Raw genomic sequence first — 13,976 nt, forward strand, 5'->3', positions numbered from 1 at the left:
CGAAAGGCTGGTTTTTCCGACGTTACCGTCGCCGCCGAACGAACAGCGCGACTGCGATTAGCACGCCGACGGCACCGACCACGAAGTCGAAGCCGGGAAGCGGTACTTTGGTTTCGTCGGTCGTCTTCGTCGTCCCGCCGAGGTCACCGTCGTTTCGGTCGTCGTCGTCGTTCACGCCCGACCCGTTCGTCGCGGTCGTCGTCTCGGGTTGCTGGCCCTCGGCCCAGCCGTCGATGGACTGGAGGTAGCTGTGACACTGCTTCATCGTCTTCGCGTCGTACTTCGCCGCGTCTCCTTTCAGCCCGTAGCTACCCGTGGCGTTCTGGTCGGCCATGGTCGGGCCTGCTGCGCGCTCGTCGGGGAGACGTGCCACGTCGTACACCAGCCACGGCGCGTAGAACTCCCAGACGACCTCACCGGTCGGCGTCACTTCGATGACGCGCTGGTTCTTCGAGTCGCCGATGAGGGTGTTGCCGTTCGACAGGCGGTCGGCGTCGCGGGGCCACCTGAGGTCACCTTTCTTGCCGAGTTCCCACGTCCGTTTCCAGTCGTCGCCCTGCTTCTCGTACTCCACGATTCGCTGGTTCTCCGAGTCGGCGACGAGGAAGGTCGGGTTTCCGTCCTTGCTCTCCAGATAGTCGGGGTTGTGCTGTTTGTCGAGGATATTGTAGTCGTTGTCCGCTCCGAGTTTCATCTCGATCTCGTTCGAAGAGCGATTGACGACGATGGCCTGGTCGAAGTTGCGTGGCGAGGCGAGGTACATTCCGTCGCCGATCTTGTCCACGTCGTTGACGTGCGTCCAGTCTTTCGAGTAGTTCTTGGCGGTGCTCTTGGGGTAGTGGTTGCGGAAGTACCAGCGCCAGACGACCTCGTCTTTCTTCAGGTCGTAGACGAAGATGCTGTCGTCGTTGCGCTCTTTGTCTTCGTTGTAGGCGCGCATGTTGGCGACGAGCAACTGCGTCCCGTTGTTGATGAGGTCGACGTCGTGGGTGTCGTGGATGGGAAGCGACTCGTTCCAGACGTGTTCCTGCGTTCGGGGGTTGAACTCGTAGACGACGGTCTTCCCTCGCGCCGTTCCGGTGACGAAGAGATTACCATTGGGGAGTGGGTCGACGTCGTACCCCCAGACCATGCCGTGTTTCACGGTGTGGTGTACCCACTTCACCTCGCCCGTCGGCCCGACTGCGACGAGTTTCGCGGGTTCCTTGCCACCGTCTTCCAGCCACGAGTAGCCCTGTACCGCGATGACCGTGGTTCCGTTCGCCGGATGCTGGATGGTTCCGACACAGGGGTTCGATGGGTCGCTTTCTTGCCCACCCGATTGCGCGGTCAGTGGTGACGCCAGTAGTGGGAGACAAAACAGGAGTATCGCGCCGACGGTGAGGAGTTGCCGTCGAGAGGGCGTTTGCATATCGTTGCGTATTCGTTCCCTGCGTCTTGTATGTTTACACATCTTTTCGCCTCACGTCGTCCCCACCATAACGTGAGAATCGGGTGAATACGACGGCGTACCCCGCATCGACCGTGTCACGCTGTCGTTTCGACTGCAGTATACGACGCGCTGGCGTTGCATCTACTTCGCTCTCGACCCGACCCACGAACCGAGAGTGAGTCCGTAAACGAGATGGCTCAGGTGGAAGACGAACCGTTCGTCGGGTCGTAGTTCCATTCGAAGAACGTGATTTAGAACGACGCGAATGCCGAACACGGAGAGTGCGAGACCGTACACGACACCCAGGAACGTCCCCCATTTCTCGTCCGCGACTTCGGTTTCGTTCGATCGTCGTTCGTACAGAACCGTGAAGAGACAGCCACCAATCGTTCCGTACAGCAAGTGGAGGACGAGGCCCGGTAACGGATAGTCGCTCGCCTCCCCGTCTCCGACGTACTGTGCCCAAAACTCTGCGGTCGGTGGCAACGACCGTGCTATCGGAATCCGGAAGGCGGTCATCACGAGCGTCGAGACGACTCCGCCGACCAGTCCCCGTCCGACCAACCGAACGATCTGCATCGGCGATGGTCGTCCCCGTGACGAACAGCCCCGAACGAGCAATTTCGGCAGTTGCATACTTTTTCCCAGGTATTTACCCTGTCAGTAGCGGTGTCAATAGACGTTCGGGCCACGGGAGGGCGGTCGACTCGCCGGGTTCCAGTCGAGGTCGGGGATTCGATAGCGACCGTCGAGAACTCACGGCCAGTACGCTCGGTGTCACGGCGTCCGAATCACTGCTCCGTCCGAAACGCATCGAGACCGGCCTGTCGTCGTTTTCGTCCCGTCGGGTCTGCCACCCACGGCGTCCGCGAATCGCGCTCCGCGTCGAGGTCGACTTCGAGCGGTTCGGTAGGGTCGTGTCCCCGGCAGTCCACCCCGCAGTGTGCGGGGTTCACGACTCGACCCTTCCAGTGGCAGTAGGGCAATCCGCCCGCCTGTGATTCGATCTCGGTACACGCCGGAAACGAATAGTTTCGCCACCCTTTGCCGTAGGCGCGTTCGGCCATCCGTCGGCGTCGTCGGGCTTTGTCCGCCGCGGTCACGGTCCGAACGTCGGTCCGTCCGGCGTGTTCATCGACGAGTTCGGTTCCCGGTTCGTCGCTTTCGAGGGGCGTCGGTTCACGAACGACCTCGATCTCTTCTCCTTCGAACCGCCAGACGCCGACCTCCTCGGGGATGCGGTTCAGGTGCGCGCGCGTGACGTAACTTTCGGTCGCCAGCACGACCTCGTCCACGAGACCGAGGCTCACGTCCTTGCGGAGTTGCGTCTGGAGGTCACCCGGCGCATCGAGGTCGGGTTTGTTCTCGATGCCGACGAGTCGCCCGAACCAGTCCGGATAGCGCGCGACCTGTCGCACGTACGCTCGTCCGCCCCTGCGCTCGCGCTCGAAGAAGCCGATATCGACCGCCCGATCGACGACTTGCCGGGCGTACTCGGGCGACGTGTCGAAAGCGTTCCGCCAGTAGCGTGCCCGACCGACACCCACCTCGCTCTCGATGGCGGCGTCGGGAATCTGCTCGCTCGTCAGTCTCGTTCGAGCGTCGAACGCCGGGCCGGGTTCGACACAGAGCACGTCGATGATGCGGTTCGCGGGGGCGTGGACGCCGCCGCCGATCTGCCGGGCGACGAGCTGGTCGGTCGTCGCTTCGAGGTGGGCACACAGCGTCAACTCGAACGGGAACTCTCGCACGATACGACGTTGGTTCGCTGAAAACAAAAGTCCCGCGTCGGTCGTCTGCGGAAACGTTCTTCGTCGGTAAGCTGCGGGAGACGTCCCACATCAGTCGTCCGCGGGAATCGGTTCTTCTTCGGTCTCGTCCGTTTCGCTCGTCTCGGCGTCCACTCGCCGTTCGTTCGCGTCACTCACGGTCGTCGTCGGCTCGGGCGGGTGTGTATCTGGCGTCTCGAACAACGACGCAAGACGTGCTTTCGTCCGTGCCACGAGTCCCTCGCGCTCGTTTTTCGACTCGCGCTCTCCTTCGATGGTCGGTTCTTTCGTCTCGGTTCGGTAGTGACTATCCCGTGGATGGCACATCGTCTTCCCCCCAGAGACGGTAACACACCGAGTTCGATAGTCGTTTGCGTCGGATTCGAAAGTCCGGTCGAGAAAGAAGGGGTAGAAAGGTTCCTTACAGTCGGAACGCGGCGAGAAGCGCGCTCATCAGTCGCACGACGAGGAACGGGAGCGCCAGCGCGACTCCGATGCTCATCACCCATCCAGCGAGGAGGATGGGAACGCTCGTCCCGACCAACTCTATACCGTAACTGTACGCGATTCCCGCCGCGACGACACCACTCACACCGAGCACGACGGTCACCAAGAATCGCAGTGCGCCGAGCACGGTGAGATGGGTGGGAATCGCGGTCGAGAGTCCGAGTTCGTGTTCGTAGTTCATGGTCGTTCTCCTCGTTTAGACGATGGACGCCGACCGACAAAACTGTTAGCTGAACTACATTTATGTAGAACGCCCTACTGAAATCCGATATTGTAGTTCCGTTGTCACACTGCGCTTTTCGCGTCCGTCGCTGTCGTTCGAGTTCGTTCGATATCGAGGACGTTCAGGTCGTCGTCGAGGGTGACACAGAGTTTCTCGTCGTCGAGCGGAATCGTGATCCTGACGCGCCACGGGTCGTCGGAGAGAACCGTCGTGTACTCGTCGCTCACGCACCACGAGAGCGCCCAATATGGCTTCGTACAGAGGTCGATGCCGTGGTCGCTGTGGAACGTGACGACCTCCGACTGATCCAACAGGGTGAGACCGACCGCCGAGTACAACTGGTGGTGACACTGCTCGCAGTGATGATCGACCCGCACGTCCAGTCCCAGCCGATTCTCGGTATCGCGGACGATGGCCGTCGTCATCTTCCCGTTACATTCGTGGCATACGCCATCCGCAGCGAGACAGTGGAGGTGGCGCACTCGCTGGTTGAAGGCGTCCATTATCTCGGCTTCCGTGCGGTCGTTCAATCCTCCCGGCGGGAAGGGGTATCGTCCGTGGGACTTCCCGCAGTCGGGACACTCCACTGCCAGCGTCTCGTCCTCGTAGGACGCTTGTAGGCTCGCATCGCAGTTGGCGCACGTCTCGTCCAAGTCGATGGGGTCGACGTGTGGGTGCTCGTTGAACGATCCGGCCAGAATCGCGCTGACGACCTTCTTTCCGGCCTGTCTGAAGTCGTAGCCCTCGTCGGTCTGGACGACGAAGTGGTCGGTCAGTTGCTGGAGGTGGTAGTTGAACTGGGCGCTGTCGCGCATGCCCACCTCCTTGCGTAGTTCCGAGAAACTGACGGGGCGTTCCGACGATTGCCAGAGCGCTTCGAGGATCTCGAGTCGCGTCTCGTTGGCGATGACCGAGAACGCTTCCGCCGGAGCGAGGCAGTCCTCGCACTCCTGAAGCGGGCCATCTCCACTTGTATCACTGCTCATATGCGCGTGAACGGTGGCAAGCGAATAAAACGTTACGTTGATTACATTTAAGTAGCGGAACTGTCACGAACGTCCCCTCGTATGAGAACAGTAGGTTTATCAGTCGTTCGGGCCGAATCTACTTCAAATTGCTCTCAGGAGGTCAACGTTGACAGGAACACACAACCAACCGGAGGTGAACATCGGACTCGTCGGCCACGTCGACCACGGGAAGACAACCCTCGTGCAGGCGCTTTCCGGCGAGTGGACCGACCAGCACTCCGAGGAGATGAAGCGGGGTATCTCCATTCGACTCGGCTACGCTGACGCGACATTCCGGCAGTGTCCAGACGTGGACGCTCCGGAGTGTTACACGGTCGATGAGACATGTCCCGACGGTACAGATAGCGAACCCATCCGCACCGTCTCGTTCGTGGACGCCCCAGGCCACGAGACGCTGATGGCGACGATGCTCTCGGGTGCTGCCCTGATGGACGGTGCCGTACTCGTCGTCTCGGCCACGGAGAACGTTCCGCAGGCCCAGACGGAAGAGCACCTGATGGCGCTCGACATCATCGGTATCGAGAACATCGTCATCGCACAGAACAAGATCGACCTGGTCGACCGCGACCGCGCCCAACGAAACTACGAACAGATACAGGAGTTCGTGGAGGGAACGGTTGCCGAAGACGCACCGGTCGTCCCCATCAGCGCCCAGCAGGAGGTCAACGTCGACCTGCTGATCCAGGCCATCGAGGAAGAGATTCCGACGCCGGAACGCGACCCGGACGACGAACCACAGATGTACGTCGCACGCAGCTTCGACATCAATCGCCCCGGCACGACGTGGGACAACCTCACCGGCGGCGTCCTCGGCGGCAGTCTCGTGCAGGGCAAACTCACCGAAGGTGACGAGATCGAACTCCGTCCCGGACGCGAAGTCGAAGAAGGCGGGCAGACCCAGTGGGAATCCATCGAAACCGACGTTCGCTCGCTTCAGGCGGGCGGCGAGATGGTTGACGAGGTGACGCCGGGCGGTCTCCTCGGTGTCGGCACGGGTCTCGACCCGAGCTACACCAAAGGTGACGCGCTCGCCGGACAGGTCGCGGGAACCCCGGGAACGCTCCCGCCGACGTGGCGGAAGTTCACGATGAAGATCGACCTGCTCGACCGTCTCGTCGGGCTGGACGACGAGAACGTCGACGAGATCAGCACGGGCGAACCGCTCATGCTGACCGTCGGAACCGCGACGACCGTCGGTTCGGTCACCAGCGCACGTGACGACGAGTGCGAAGTCGCGCTCAAACGTCCCGTCTGTGCACCAGAGGGTGCGAAGATCGCCATCAACCGCCGTATCGGCGCACGCTGGCGACTCATCGGGATCGGGACGCTCACGGACTGATGGTATCGACGGTCGCCATGGACACCAGCGCGCTCATGATGCCCGTCGAAAGCGGCGTCAGGCTGTTCGACGAACTCGACCGCCTCCTCGGTCAGTACGAGTGCGTCGTCCCCCGCGCCGTCGTCGACGAACTCGGCGGACTGTCACAGGGCGGCGGTGAAGAAGCCACCGCGGCGAGCGTGGGACAGGATTTGGCGACTCGATGTCGAACCATCGATCACGAAGAATCGTATGCAGACGACGCACTGGTCGAACTCGGAGACGGGTTCGACTTCGTCGTCACGAACGACGCGCCCCTTCGGAACCGCCTGCTCGACGCTGGCGTTCCGGTAATCCATATAAGGGGCCAGAACAAACTCACAATCACTCAACCATAGCATGTACAAACGGGTCAGACTGAAAGATACGGTCGAGGTGCCACCCCAGTTCCTCGCAGACGTAACGCCGGAACTGGTGCAGCGGCTACTACAGGACAAACTGGAAGGGCGGATGGACGAGGACGTGGGAAGCGTCGTCAGCGTCACCGAAGTTCACGACATCGGTGAGGGCGCGGTGCTTCCGAATCGTCCCGGTGTCTACTACGAAGCGGAGTTCGACGCCGTCACGTTCGATCCCCAGATGCAGGAAGTCGTGGACGGCGAAGTCGTGGAAGTCGTCAACTTCGGGGCGTTCGTCGGGATCGGCCCGGTCGACGGTCTCCTCCACGTCTCCCAGATCTCGGACGAATACCTCGCGTTCGACGAGGAGGGCCAGCAGCTCGCCTCCCGCGAATCGAACAGCACGCTCGGAGTCGGTGATTCGGTTCGCGCACGCATCGTCACGAAGAGTATCGACGAACGCAACCCACGCGAGAGCAAGATCGGCCTCACGGCGAAGCAGGTCGGTCTGGGCAAACACGGCTGGCTGAAAGAAGAGCGCGAAAAACGTCAGGCGACCACCGAGAGTGAGTAACGATGGCCAGTAATCGACTCGCCTGCCGTGACTGCCACGCCGTCCTCGAAGCGGACGAGGAGATCTGTCCGGTGTGTAACTCGACCAGCCTCACCGAGGACTGGAGCGGGTACGTCGTCATCGCCCATCCCGAAGAGAGCGAGATCGGACGTGAGATGGAAGTCACGGAAGCGGGCAGCTACGCACTGAAGGTTCGATAAGGCGATGAGCGAGGAACCCAGTTCCTCGGATGTCGTCGTCTCGCTTCCACGGGCACTTCGAAGTGAACTGAAAGAGCCGCTCGGGCCGATCTTCACCGACACCGAGAGACTTCTCGAATCAGCAGGTGAGCCACTCATCGCGGTCGGTGACGTCGTCACATTTCATCTCGAATCGGCAGGCGTCACGCCGGACGTGGCGCTCGTCGATGGCCTCACGAAGCGCGATACGGTGCCGCCCGAGATCCGTGACGCGGTCAGTGACGACGCTCGACACGTTTCGGTGACGAACCCGGCGGCGACTCTCACAGAAGACCTCCTCACCGCACTCACGGAGTCGATTCGAGCGGACGAAGCGACCGTCCTCCTCGTCGATGGGGAAGAAGATCTGGCAGCACTTCCGGCAGTGTTGGCCGCACCGGAGGGCGCGAGCATCGTCTATGGGCAACCCGACGAAGGGATGGTTCTTGTCACGGTGACCGACGAGAGACAGGAATCGGTCGCCGCCCTGCTGGCGAAGATGGACGGGGACACCGAACGGTTATTCTCGATAGTTGATCGTTCTGCGAATATATAGCCCAACCCGTGAAAAAATTTATCACTCTACCCCCACCATTCTGCGATAATGCCAACAGGCCAGGCGGTCGACGAAGTGGCCTACGAGTTCACGCGGGAACTTCAGCAGTTGAAGCGGCGCGGTTGTAATCTCCTTCTCGTCGGCTCCGTCCCGGACTCGGTATTGTCTACCGCCTGCCGGAAGTTCTTCGGTGACCCGGAGGAGCGCCGGTATCGGGTCGCCGTCCTCTCCGGAACGAATCGGACGGCGATCGGCGAGCGACTGTCGACGAGTGGGGCGCCCAAGACGACGACCGTCATCACGCACGCGACGGAGGTGTCGTCAGATTCACCCGTCTCGTCGGTTCACGTGGACGAGAGCGTTCCAGAACTCGCGGGAGCCATCTCGGAGACGATAACCTCGTTCCAGACCGACGGCGGACTGCGCTCGGGTGAACTCCGCCTCGGACTCGATTCGCTCGAAACGTTGTTCACGCGCTACGAACAGACAGCCGTCGAACAGTTTCTCGATAACGTCACCGGACAGGTTCGCGGGGCGAACGGGATGGGACACTTCGTCCTACCGCGCGAATACGACCACGAACTGGTCGCCGACGTTTCGACGGTATTCGACGGAATCGTCGAGTATCAGGTCGGTGACGGGGGGCAAGAGCGATGGCACATCCCCGACCGTGACTTACGTTCACCGTGGCTTCCACTGTAGGCACCGCTCACCCGCGGAATCGCCCACTTCGAAATCCTTTTACACGCTACGGGGAGAAAAGGAGTATAACTGAGTGTTACACATGGAAGTCGAAATCCTCTCACAGGAGCAGAATCCGATGCTCCACAGGACTGAAGTGCGGTTCCAGATCGTTCACGACGAGGCAACGCCCTCGCGCCTCTCTGTGCGCGACAGCCTCGCGGCGAAACTCGACAAGAACGCGGACGAAGTCGTCGTCCACGAGATGAGCACGAAATTCGGGATGCGAAAGACCGTCGGCTACGCGAAGGTCTACGACAGCCCCGAACACGCCCGCGACGTAGAGCAAGACTACATGCTCGAACGCAACAAGATCACCGCCGATTCGGAGGGCGACACGGACGCCGAGGCCGAGGAGGCTGAATGATGGCGCGCCACGAACTCTACAACGACGACGGCACGACCGACCGCGAGCAGTGTCCGCGCTGTGGCGACTCGTTCCTCGCAGACCACGGCGACCGTCTCCACTGCGGCAAGTGTAGTTACACCGAGTGGAAGTAATGCGAATCCTCGGCGTCGAGGGTACTGCGTGGGCGGCCAGCGCGGCCGTCTACGATACGAACACAGAATCCGTTTTTATCGAAACCGACGCCTACCAACCGGAGAGCGGCGGCATCCACCCGCGCGAGGCAGCAGAGCACATGAGCGGTGCGATTCCGCAGGTCATCGAGACCGCGCTAGCTGCGGCGGATGGCGACATCGACGCCGATGAGCGAAACTCATCGAGCAAACGGGCGTCGCCCGTCGATGCGGTCGCGTTCTCGCGGGGGCCGGGACTCGGCCCGTGTCTCCGGATCGTCGGCACCGCCGCGCGCGCGCTGGCGCAGACGCTCGACGTGCCGCTGGTCGGCGTGAACCACATGGTCGCCCATCTGGAGATCGGTCGCCAGCAGTCTGGCTTCGACTCCCCCGTCTGTCTGAACGCCAGCGGCGCGAACGCCCACGTGTTAGGCTACCGAAACGGTCGGTATCGCGTCCTCGGCGAGACGATGGACACGGGCGTCGGCAACGCCATCGACAAGTTCACCCGCCACGTCGGCTGGTCGCATCCGGGCGGCCCGAAGGTCGAGGAGGCCGCGAAAGACGGCGAGTACGTCGAACTTCCCTACGTCGTGAAGGGGATGGATTTCTCCTTCTCGGGGCTCATGAGCGCGGCGAAGCAGGCATACGACGATGGTGAGGCCATCGAGGACGTATGCTTCTCGCTGCAGGAGAACATCTTCGCCATGCTCACCGAGGTCGCGGAACGCGCCCTCTCGCTCACGGGGCGGGACGAACTCGTCCTCGGTGGCGGCGTGGGTCAGAACGCCCGCCTCCGCGAGATGCTGGCGGAGATGTGCGACCAGCGCGGTGCGGACTTCTTCGCGCCGGAACCGCGATTCCTGCGCGACAACGCCGGGATGATCGCCGTACTCGGCGCGACGATGCTCGAATCGGGCGATGCGATTTCCGTCGAAGAGTCGTCGGTGAACCCGAACTTCCGCCCCGATCAGGTCGAGGTGAACTGGCGCGACGACCGCGAGGAGGTGTTCCGGAACGTCGGCGAGCGCGAGATCCGCGGTGCGGAGGCCACCGTCACCATCGGTTCGGAGCGCGTGACCAAGCGCCGGGTTCCCAAATCCTATCGCTACCCCGAACTCGACGATCGCTTGCGCAAAGAGCGGACGACCCTCGAAGCGCGCTTGACCAGCGACGCGCGTCGCGTCGGCGTCCCGACCCCGGTCGTGTACGACATCGACGCCGAAGCGGGTGTCATCGAGTTCGAGTACGTTGGCGAGGCCGACCTCCGGGAAGAACTGACCGCACCTCGCGTGCAAGACGTGGGGCGGCACCTCGGGACTATGCACCAGGCGGGAATCGTCCACGGCGACCCGACGACCCGGAACGCTCGCTGCTCGCCCGAGCGAACGTTCTTCATCGACTTCGGACTGGGCTACTACTCCGACGACGTGGAGGACTACGCGATGGACTTACACGTCTTCTCCCAGAGCCTCGCCGGAACCTCGGACGAGGCCGACGAACTTCGCCAGACGTTCGAGTCGGCGTACTCGGAGTCGGGTGACGAGCGCGTGTTGGAGCAGTTGCGCGAGATCGAAGGTCGTGGACGATATCAGTAGCGTCTAGATTCGCGTGGTGGCAGTGGAACTGGCGTGACTTCTCCCATCGACAGATGGCCACGCCGCTGGCGATTCGATCTAGTTGCTAATGGAGTGACGCTAGCTGCTGCTTGAGCAACGACACTACTCCACCAACGTCTGTCTTCTTGTGACCCTGCCAACCAAACCGAATCGCGCCCGCCAGTACAAAATAGTACATTCCAGTACATCGTAGCGCCACTACTTCGCCACCGTCACGACACCACTCCACCGACAAGACGCCGTACGATACCGTGACACGTTGTCCCATCCCCACGCCCCAAATGCTATAACGAGCGCGAACCAACTATATCATATGTCCGACAAAGAGACGACTGGAACCCTCTTCGGCGTCCCGTACAACTTCGAACGACCCAGCGTCGGGCGGATGCTGTCAGCGTACTGGAAGCCCGGCGAGGGGATGTTGGTCGAGAAACCGTTCGGCATCGGCTACACGATCAACCTCGCCAACTGGCGATCGTGGGTCATCCTCGCCGTCGCGGGCATCCTGTACTGGCAGGAGAGCAAAGGCCCCGACGTGGAGGAACTGGAAGACGAACCCGTGGAAGTCATCGTCGACGACGACTGATTCGACGCCTCTTTTTCCCCGCGCCGCACTGTCTCGTACATGATTCGCTTCGTTACCGGTAACGAGGGCAAAGTCCGTGAGGCGCGCGAGTATCTGGACGACGAGGTTCGGCAGATCGAGTACGACTACACCGAAGTCCAGGGCGACGACCTCGCCGAGATCGCGCTCCACGGCGCGCGCGAGGCGTTCGAGGAGACGGGCGGCGAAGACCCCGTCATCGTCGACGATGCGGGCCTGTTCATCGACGCGGTGGGCGGCTTCCCTGGTCCCTACTCCGCCTACGTCGAGGACACCCTGGGCGTCGAGCGCGTCTGGCAGGTCGCTGAGCAAGAAGAGAATCGCCGCGCACACTTCCGCTGCGTCGTCGCCTACTACGACGGCGAGCGGAGCGAGACGTTCACCGGCGCAGTGCCCGGAACGCTCGTCGCCCCGCGCGGCGAGGGCGGCTTCGGCTACGATCCCATCTTCGAACACGAAGGGAAGACGCTGGCCGAGATGAGCACCGAGGAGAAGAACGCTATCTCCCACCGCGGGCGGGCGCTGGCGAAGTTCGCGGATTGGTTGGCGGAGCGATAACGGGGCTACTGTTTCTCGATTCGAGTGGGTAGTGGCTCGGTGGTTCGGGGCGGTGACTCAAGCCCTCGGGTCGTTATCCGGCCCTGGATACTCCCCACCGACGACCGCCTCGTACAGACTTTCGGCGTCGAACAGTCCGACGAACCCATCCGGGCGTTTGACGCTCACGGAGATCCGTTTCTGGAGTGACGCCCCGGTCTTCGCGCTTCGAAGACCGTCGTCGTACGAGAGGATGTGCGCCGCGTTTCCGGCGTTCGCACTGGCGAGGGCGGGGTGGTCGCCGGGCGACTGCTCGACCCGAACCCGAAGCTCGTCGATCCGCTCGCGCCAGTCGCGGGCCAGTTCGTCGTCTGCCAACTCACGGACGACCGACTCGGCGTCGGAGAGCAGTTCGTCGCTGGCGACGAGTTCCACCCACGAGTGTTCGCGGACGACGTCCATCGCTCTTCGGGCGTCACCACCGACCAGCAGATCTGCCACCAGTACGTCCGCGTCTACGACGATACGGGCCGGATTCGGCTCAGTCATGGCGTCGCCCCGCCAGCGTCTCGCGGATGGTTTCGATGTCGGTGTCGAACTCCTCCACACGGTCGAACAGTTCGCGCCACGTCATACGCTGGTCTGCGTGCCGGAGGAAGAAAAGGACTCTTGCTCCTCTAATATCCGGAGAGAGACACGAAGAAATACGGTACCGAATAGCATTCACCCGTAGTAACAAAATTCTTTTTATATATAACTATCAGTATATATCTATGGACAGAAAGATACAGACCCTCCTCGCAGTCGTGCAGGTGCTGGTGTTGCTCATCGCACCTGTCGCGGCAACGGTGCCCGCGACTGCGCCGCATGCAGCCAGCCAGTCCTCCGTTTCGGACGATATCGAACCCGCCGATGCCATCTACGTGATGGAGAACGGCGACGCGGTACTCGCGTACAACAACAGTGGGACCGAGAGTACGACCGCCACCTACGGTGCGAACGTCACCACCGGTCTCGTCCACATGCTCGTCACGGACGACACCGAATCGAACGCGACCGCAGCGGCGTCGCTCGTGATGAAACCCGACGGGTTCACCGGAAACGGGTCGGCCACCGCGGAGAGTCCTGACTCGCTACAGCGACTCTCGCTCGACGTTACCGGCGAACAGAACGCGAAGAATGCGAAAGCAGACATGACGGTAGACGCGGCGTTCGACAGCCAGTCGGCAGGTACCTCGGCGTTCGAGTCCGCGAGCACCAGCGGCCAGATGACGATAACCGCCGATTCCTTCAGCACGAAGGGAGAGGGCGCCGTCACGACGGCAGCGGCGATGGGCACCGAGAGCGAACTTCGCTACGACCTCCGCGAGACGAAGAACGGCTACCTCCTGAAGGGGTCGCGGAGTGGTGCCGTCTCGTACTACATGACCGACTACTGGAACACGCGCGAGGCGGCCAAGTCGCACCTGAAAACACAGTACGCAGGCATCGCCAAGCAGTACGGCGGCTCTGCGACTGTTACCATCGATCAGTACGACTACCAGGAGAAAGACGGCAAACCGACCCTCGACATCGAGTACACGGTCGAGTACTCGGGTCTCGAAACCGCTGTCGCGCAAGCGCTCGCGACCAGTATCAGTAGTTCGCAGGACGTCTCGCTCTCCGACGAGGAGATCGACACCCTCACCGAGGACGTGAGGGCGTTGAAGATCGACCACGTGACCTTCGAGATGACCCAGCAGTCGAACGAGATGCGGGTCAGTTGGGACGCCCGGATCGACAACTACGACGAGGCGGCGTTCGCCGCGGTCACCGTCGCCCAGAGCATGAACGGTGAGGTCAGTGTCGACCAGCAGAGTGTCGAACAGATGAAGACCGCCTTCGAAGCACAGCAGGCCGCGAACATGCAACAGACGGTCGAATGATCGGGCGA

General features: G+C 61.9%; 19 protein-coding genes. 12 read left to right on the top strand and 7 right to left on the bottom strand.

Going from position 1 to position 13,976, the window contains the following annotated elements; all coding sequences use genetic code 11:
* Positions 1-22: 22 nt before the first annotated feature.
* The 6 genes from ACR3FE_RS16085 to ACR3FE_RS16110 all read right to left on the bottom strand — a co-directional run bounded on the left by ACR3FE_RS16085 (position 23) and on the right by ACR3FE_RS16110 (position 4,917).
* Positions 23-1,411 carry an arylsulfotransferase family protein gene (locus ACR3FE_RS16085; protein WP_458208313.1) on the bottom strand — a complete coding sequence of 463 codons (1,389 nt, stop codon included), beginning with the start codon at positions 1,409-1,411 and terminating at the stop codon, positions 23-25.
* Between the two features lie 162 nt (positions 1,412-1,573).
* Positions 1,574-2,068 (bottom strand): hypothetical protein, encoded by a 495-nt coding sequence (locus ACR3FE_RS16090; protein ID WP_458208315.1) that lies wholly within the window; start codon positions 2,066-2,068, stop codon positions 1,574-1,576.
* Between the two features lie 155 nt (positions 2,069-2,223).
* On the bottom strand, positions 2,224-3,183 hold the full coding sequence (locus ACR3FE_RS16095; RefSeq protein WP_458208317.1) for a DUF5787 family protein: 960 nt from the start codon (positions 3,181-3,183) through the stop codon (positions 2,224-2,226).
* Between the two features lie 90 nt (positions 3,184-3,273).
* The gene (locus ACR3FE_RS16100; protein ID WP_458208318.1) at positions 3,274-3,528 is read right to left on the bottom strand and encodes a hypothetical protein; all 255 of its coding nucleotides are present in this window, start codon (positions 3,526-3,528) and stop codon (positions 3,274-3,276) included.
* A gap of 94 nt (positions 3,529-3,622) precedes the next feature.
* A complete protein-coding gene (locus ACR3FE_RS16105) occupies positions 3,623-3,889 on the bottom strand; it encodes a hypothetical protein (protein WP_458208319.1) in 267 nt (88 codons plus the stop codon).
* A gap of 104 nt (positions 3,890-3,993) precedes the next feature.
* Positions 3,994-4,917: an ArsR/SmtB family transcription factor gene (locus ACR3FE_RS16110; protein WP_458208321.1), complete on the bottom strand. Its 924-nt coding sequence runs from the start codon at positions 4,915-4,917 to the stop codon at positions 3,994-3,996.
* A gap of 148 nt (positions 4,918-5,065) precedes the next feature.
* Here ACR3FE_RS16110 and ACR3FE_RS16115 point away from each other — a divergent pair, with 148 nt between their 5' ends.
* From ACR3FE_RS16115 to ACR3FE_RS16165, 11 genes are all read left to right on the top strand, one after another.
* Complete coding sequence (locus ACR3FE_RS16115; protein WP_458208323.1) at positions 5,066-6,298, top strand: translation initiation factor IF-2 subunit gamma; 1,233 nt, start codon at positions 5,066-5,068, stop codon at positions 6,296-6,298.
* Positions 6,298-6,675 (top strand): PIN domain-containing protein, encoded by a 378-nt coding sequence (locus ACR3FE_RS16120; RefSeq protein ID WP_458208325.1) that lies wholly within the window; start codon positions 6,298-6,300, stop codon positions 6,673-6,675. Before ACR3FE_RS16115 ends, ACR3FE_RS16120 begins: the two co-directional genes overlap by 1 nt.
* A 1-nt stretch (position 6,676) precedes the next feature.
* On the top strand, positions 6,677-7,249 hold the full coding sequence (locus tag ACR3FE_RS16125; RefSeq protein WP_458208326.1) for a DNA-directed RNA polymerase: 573 nt from the start codon (positions 6,677-6,679) through the stop codon (positions 7,247-7,249).
* Positions 7,250-7,251: 2 nt separating this feature from the next.
* Positions 7,252-7,449 (top strand): transcription elongation factor subunit Spt4, encoded by a 198-nt coding sequence (gene spt4 / locus ACR3FE_RS16130; RefSeq protein ID WP_458208327.1) that lies wholly within the window; start codon positions 7,252-7,254, stop codon positions 7,447-7,449.
* A 4-nt stretch (positions 7,450-7,453) separates the two neighbouring features.
* Positions 7,454-8,023 carry a GTP-dependent dephospho-CoA kinase family protein gene (locus ACR3FE_RS16135; RefSeq protein WP_458208329.1) on the top strand — a complete coding sequence of 190 codons (570 nt, stop codon included), beginning with the start codon at positions 7,454-7,456 and terminating at the stop codon, positions 8,021-8,023.
* A 48-nt stretch (positions 8,024-8,071) separates the two neighbouring features.
* Entirely contained in the window at positions 8,072-8,725 is a 654-nt protein-coding gene (locus tag ACR3FE_RS16140) for a DUF7504 family protein (RefSeq protein ID WP_458208330.1), read from the top strand.
* Between the two features lie 82 nt (positions 8,726-8,807).
* Positions 8,808-9,131, top strand: coding sequence for a 30S ribosomal protein S24e (locus tag ACR3FE_RS16145; protein ID WP_458208331.1), 324 nt, complete (start codon positions 8,808-8,810; stop codon positions 9,129-9,131).
* Positions 9,131-9,265, top strand: coding sequence for a 30S ribosomal protein S27ae (locus tag ACR3FE_RS16150; protein WP_458208333.1), 135 nt, complete (start codon positions 9,131-9,133; stop codon positions 9,263-9,265). Before ACR3FE_RS16145 ends, ACR3FE_RS16150 begins: the two co-directional genes overlap by 1 nt.
* Positions 9,265-10,881 carry a bifunctional N(6)-L-threonylcarbamoyladenine synthase/serine/threonine protein kinase gene (locus ACR3FE_RS16155; protein WP_458208334.1) on the top strand — a complete coding sequence of 539 codons (1,617 nt, stop codon included), beginning with the start codon at positions 9,265-9,267 and terminating at the stop codon, positions 10,879-10,881. Before ACR3FE_RS16150 ends, ACR3FE_RS16155 begins: the two co-directional genes overlap by 1 nt.
* 334 nt (positions 10,882-11,215) lie before the next feature.
* The gene (locus ACR3FE_RS16160) at positions 11,216-11,488 is read left to right on the top strand and encodes a DUF5808 domain-containing protein (RefSeq protein ID WP_458208336.1); all 273 of its coding nucleotides are present in this window, start codon (positions 11,216-11,218) and stop codon (positions 11,486-11,488) included.
* A 39-nt stretch (positions 11,489-11,527) separates the two neighbouring features.
* Positions 11,528-12,064, top strand: coding sequence for an XTP/dITP diphosphatase (locus tag ACR3FE_RS16165; protein ID WP_458208337.1), 537 nt, complete (start codon positions 11,528-11,530; stop codon positions 12,062-12,064).
* 57 nt (positions 12,065-12,121) lie between these two features.
* On the opposite strand, the gene ACR3FE_RS16170 is transcribed toward ACR3FE_RS16165, so the two are convergent.
* A complete protein-coding gene (locus ACR3FE_RS16170) occupies positions 12,122-12,592 on the bottom strand; it encodes a DUF7384 family protein (RefSeq protein WP_458208339.1) in 471 nt (156 codons plus the stop codon).
* Between the two features lie 224 nt (positions 12,593-12,816).
* On the opposite strand from ACR3FE_RS16170, the gene ACR3FE_RS16175 reads away from it, so the two are divergent.
* Positions 12,817-13,968 carry a hypothetical protein gene (locus tag ACR3FE_RS16175; protein WP_458208341.1) on the top strand — a complete coding sequence of 384 codons (1,152 nt, stop codon included), beginning with the start codon at positions 12,817-12,819 and terminating at the stop codon, positions 13,966-13,968.
* Positions 13,969-13,976 lie beyond the last annotated feature (8 nt).

This window comes from Haladaptatus rarus, from assembly GCF_054177585.1.

Coding starts and splice junctions, on each gene's coding strand:
- ACR3FE_RS16105 (WP_458208319.1), bottom strand. CDS start 3,889: ATGAACTACGAACACGAACTCGGACTCTCGACCGCGATTCCCACCCAT.
- ACR3FE_RS16165 (WP_458208337.1), top strand. CDS start 11,528: ATGATTCGCTTCGTTACCGGTAACGAGGGCAAAGTCCGTGAGGCGCGC.
- ACR3FE_RS16125 (WP_458208326.1), top strand. CDS start 6,677: ATGTACAAACGGGTCAGACTGAAAGATACGGTCGAGGTGCCACCCCAG.
- ACR3FE_RS16085 (WP_458208313.1), bottom strand. CDS start 1,411: ATGCAAACGCCCTCTCGACGGCAACTCCTCACCGTCGGCGCGATACTC.
- ACR3FE_RS16135 (WP_458208329.1), top strand. CDS start 7,454: ATGAGCGAGGAACCCAGTTCCTCGGATGTCGTCGTCTCGCTTCCACGG.
- ACR3FE_RS16175 (WP_458208341.1), top strand. CDS start 12,817: ATGGACAGAAAGATACAGACCCTCCTCGCAGTCGTGCAGGTGCTGGTG.
- ACR3FE_RS16140 (WP_458208330.1), top strand. CDS start 8,072: ATGCCAACAGGCCAGGCGGTCGACGAAGTGGCCTACGAGTTCACGCGG.
- ACR3FE_RS16170 (WP_458208339.1), bottom strand. CDS start 12,592: ATGACTGAGCCGAATCCGGCCCGTATCGTCGTAGACGCGGACGTACTG.
- ACR3FE_RS16155 (WP_458208334.1), top strand. CDS start 9,265: ATGCGAATCCTCGGCGTCGAGGGTACTGCGTGGGCGGCCAGCGCGGCC.
- ACR3FE_RS16100 (WP_458208318.1), bottom strand. CDS start 3,528: ATGTGCCATCCACGGGATAGTCACTACCGAACCGAGACGAAAGAACCG.
- ACR3FE_RS16110 (WP_458208321.1), bottom strand. CDS start 4,917: ATGAGCAGTGATACAAGTGGAGATGGCCCGCTTCAGGAGTGCGAGGAC.
- ACR3FE_RS16145 (WP_458208331.1), top strand. CDS start 8,808: ATGGAAGTCGAAATCCTCTCACAGGAGCAGAATCCGATGCTCCACAGG.
- ACR3FE_RS16120 (WP_458208325.1), top strand. CDS start 6,298: ATGGTATCGACGGTCGCCATGGACACCAGCGCGCTCATGATGCCCGTC.
- ACR3FE_RS16160 (WP_458208336.1), top strand. CDS start 11,216: ATGTCCGACAAAGAGACGACTGGAACCCTCTTCGGCGTCCCGTACAAC.
- spt4 (WP_458208327.1), top strand. CDS start 7,252: ATGGCCAGTAATCGACTCGCCTGCCGTGACTGCCACGCCGTCCTCGAA.
- ACR3FE_RS16090 (WP_458208315.1), bottom strand. CDS start 2,068: ATGCAACTGCCGAAATTGCTCGTTCGGGGCTGTTCGTCACGGGGACGA.
- ACR3FE_RS16150 (WP_458208333.1), top strand. CDS start 9,131: ATGGCGCGCCACGAACTCTACAACGACGACGGCACGACCGACCGCGAG.